The following is a 2,705-nucleotide window of genomic DNA, read 5'->3' on the forward strand; positions in this document are numbered from 1 at the left end:
ACGATGGTCCCAGTCTTCCATCTGCGAAAACACCTGCCGCCGGTGGTCCTGGCTGCTGAAAGCCAACTGGAAAATAAAGAGGATATACAACCGCTCCCGGTAATCCTTCACATCAAACCCGTACATCGTAGCGATATCAAACAGCAATTTAAGTTTCATCGATAACAGGATCGGGAAATCCGCCAGTCCCAGCAAAATCCCTCCCGCCCCGGTAACCCCGCCTTCCGCCGCGGCCGTATGCCGGTAGAAACCAATACGCTTCCGCACAGCTTCTTCCATCTCCGCAAACGAAGCATATTCCTGCTTCCCCGGCACCGTGTACGACGAACCGAACAACACCCCGCGCACCATCTGTTTGATCGTAACTGTGATAGCCTGGTGCACCTTCTCCGGGATGATCCGGTTCACCCGCGCCTGCAATGTGCGCGACAGCCGCTGCACCACATTCGGAGCCTTCCGCATGCGGACCTTCCAGGATTCCATTTCGGCGCGCGTCTGTAATTCGTATAACATGGTATTGAATCAGGTGAAAATAAGTTTGTTTGTATGCCGTCTGTAATTCATCACACATGCACCACCAGCCTGCACGGCAGTTGAATGCTCCGGGCCGATTGCTCCTCCCCTTCACTTTCGCGAATCCGGGAAAACAGTTGCATAGCCGCTTCCAGCCCCATCTCCCGCGAGCCCTCTTCAATCGAGGCCGCCGGTTTATGATCCAGGTAACCCAGAATAGGCAGATTGCCGAATCCCGTAAACTGGAACGTATCCAACAAAGCCGGATGATGCTTCTTCAAATAAGCGATCCCATCCAGCGCCACATAATTTTTAAATGCAAACACCGCCGTAGGAGGTGTTGCCAACGCCAGCATCCTTGCCAGCGCCGCGTCCGTGTTCTCCCGGGTAAAATCCACCACTTCCACCAGCTCCTCCCGGAAGGGAATCCCATGTTGCTCCAGCGCCAGCCGGTACCCTTCGTACCGCGCCCTGCCCGTCCGCATCTCCTCGGGCCCCCGCAGATGCGCAATGTGCCGGTGCCCCTGCCGGATCAGGAAATCCGTGGCCAGCCGCCCGCCTTCCATATTATCGCTCGACACGAAGTCGAACGCCGGCGTCGAAGGCTCCCGCCCGATGCATACCACCGGGATCCCGATGGACAATAACTTCTGATAAGGCGCCATGTCCGTCCGCGTCTTCGAAATCGCCGCCACCACACCGTCAACCCGGTTGCGGATCATCAGGTCGATAATGCGCTCTTCCTTCTGCTCATCTTCCCGCGACTGCGCCAGCATCACGTGATACCCCTTCTCTTCCGCCGCCGCTTCCACACCGTTGGCCGCAAAAGCATAATACTGGTCGAGAATATCAGGCACGATCAACCCCAGCGTAAACGTCCGGTTCAACTTAAAATGCCGCGCCGCCTCGTTGGGAACATAATTCAATTCCCGCGCCAAAGCCTTCACCCGCTCGCTTGTCAGCGAACTGATCGTAGCATCGTTATTCAACGCTTTCGAAACCGTCGATACCGACATATTCAATTTCCGCGCAATATCTTTTATCGTTACTCCCCTTTTCATAATTCAAAAAAAACGATTTCAAACGTTGTAATAGACTTTTTCTCCCCTTATATAAAGTTAAATCGATTGCAAATACTAATTTGGTAAAAGAACATTGAAAAATCGCGTTTACGGTAATATATTTTTTCACGTTAAAAATTGATTCACGTTTACCCTCCGCTATTCTAACCATATTTTTCGCCCGTTTACGGTAAGATGATTTCACGTTGATGCTGGCAACCGGTCCCCCTCCCGCCATTCGGACCCTACGCGCCAGGTGTGCTGCCACCGTTTGACCGCCCGCCGGTCAGGCAATTTACACCCGTACGGAAAAACATATCTATCAAACTGCAAACTGATATATGCATCACGTTTACGGCTAACTATTTTTTCACGTTAAAAACTGGTACAAGCTTCACACGTTACACGAAGTATTACAAGCACATTTAACACTAACACGTCGATATTACCATTTCTAAATCCTTAATCTGACTTACCATGACAATGCGTATCGGAAGGAGCCTCTATTGGCCCTCCCCGGCCTGTTGCGCCCTGCTACTTGCGCTAATGGCCGGCATTCCCGCCGCCAGCGGCATGCATGCAACCGATTTCAAGACGCATGTACGGATAGCGAAAGACATTTCCGGCATCGTCCGCGACAAATCCGGCGCTGCGCTCCCCGGCGTTACCGTCGCCATTGAAGGCACTTCCAAAGGCACCACCACCGATCCCGACGGCAAATTCACGCTCACCGGCGTGCCCGACAACGCCACGCTCGTGTTCAGCTTCATCGGCTACCAGGCGCAAAAAGTGCCCGTGGCCGGAACCACCAGCTGGAACATTATCCTGCAAGACAACGCCACCGAGCTCGACCAGCTCGTGGTGGTGGGATATGGCACCCGCAAAAAATCGGACCTCACCGGCGCCGTTGCCCAGCTGCAGCTCGGCAAACTGGAAAACGAAAACCCCTCCGCCGTCCAGGACGCCCTCCGCGGCAATATCCCCGGCCTTTCCGTAACGGGCAACAACTCCGCCAAAGGCGGCGGCGACCTCCAGATCCGCGGCCGCTCTTCCCTGAACGCCAACAGCTCGCCCCTGCTCGTGCTCGACGGTGTGATCTACCCCGGCGCCCTGTCCGACATCAACCCGAAC

The 2,705-nt window shown here is 54.5% G+C and carries 3 protein-coding genes; 1 reads left to right on the forward strand and 2 read right to left on the reverse strand.

The annotated features are described in order from the left end of the window. Both Q0510_RS05605 and Q0510_RS05610 read right to left on the reverse strand, forming a co-directional pair. The coding region (locus Q0510_RS05605; protein WP_298709022.1) for an EcsC family protein at nucleotides 1–513 on the reverse strand (513 nt) is incomplete at its 3' end. A 50-nt stretch (nucleotides 514–563) separates the two neighbouring features. Then, on the reverse strand, nucleotides 564–1,574 hold the full coding sequence (locus tag Q0510_RS05610) for a LacI family DNA-binding transcriptional regulator (protein WP_298709024.1): 1,011 nt from the start codon (nucleotides 1,572–1,574) through the stop codon (nucleotides 564–566). A 477-nt stretch (nucleotides 1,575–2,051) separates the two neighbouring features. On the opposite strand from Q0510_RS05610, the gene Q0510_RS05615 reads away from it, so the two are divergent. Further along, nucleotides 2,052–2,705, forward strand: a 654-nt coding sequence (locus Q0510_RS05615) for a carboxypeptidase-like regulatory domain-containing protein (protein ID WP_298709026.1), incomplete at its 3' end; no start/stop codon positions are given.

The organism is uncultured Chitinophaga sp. (genome assembly GCF_937874145.1).
GTDB lineage: Bacteria > Bacteroidota > Bacteroidia > Chitinophagales > Chitinophagaceae > Chitinophaga.

What these genes read in the sequence shown, in the direction of transcription:
- Q0510_RS05610 (WP_298709024.1), bottom strand. Translation starts at nt 1,574, where the DNA reads ATGAAAAGGGGAGTAACGATAAAAGATATTGCGCGGAAATTGAATATG.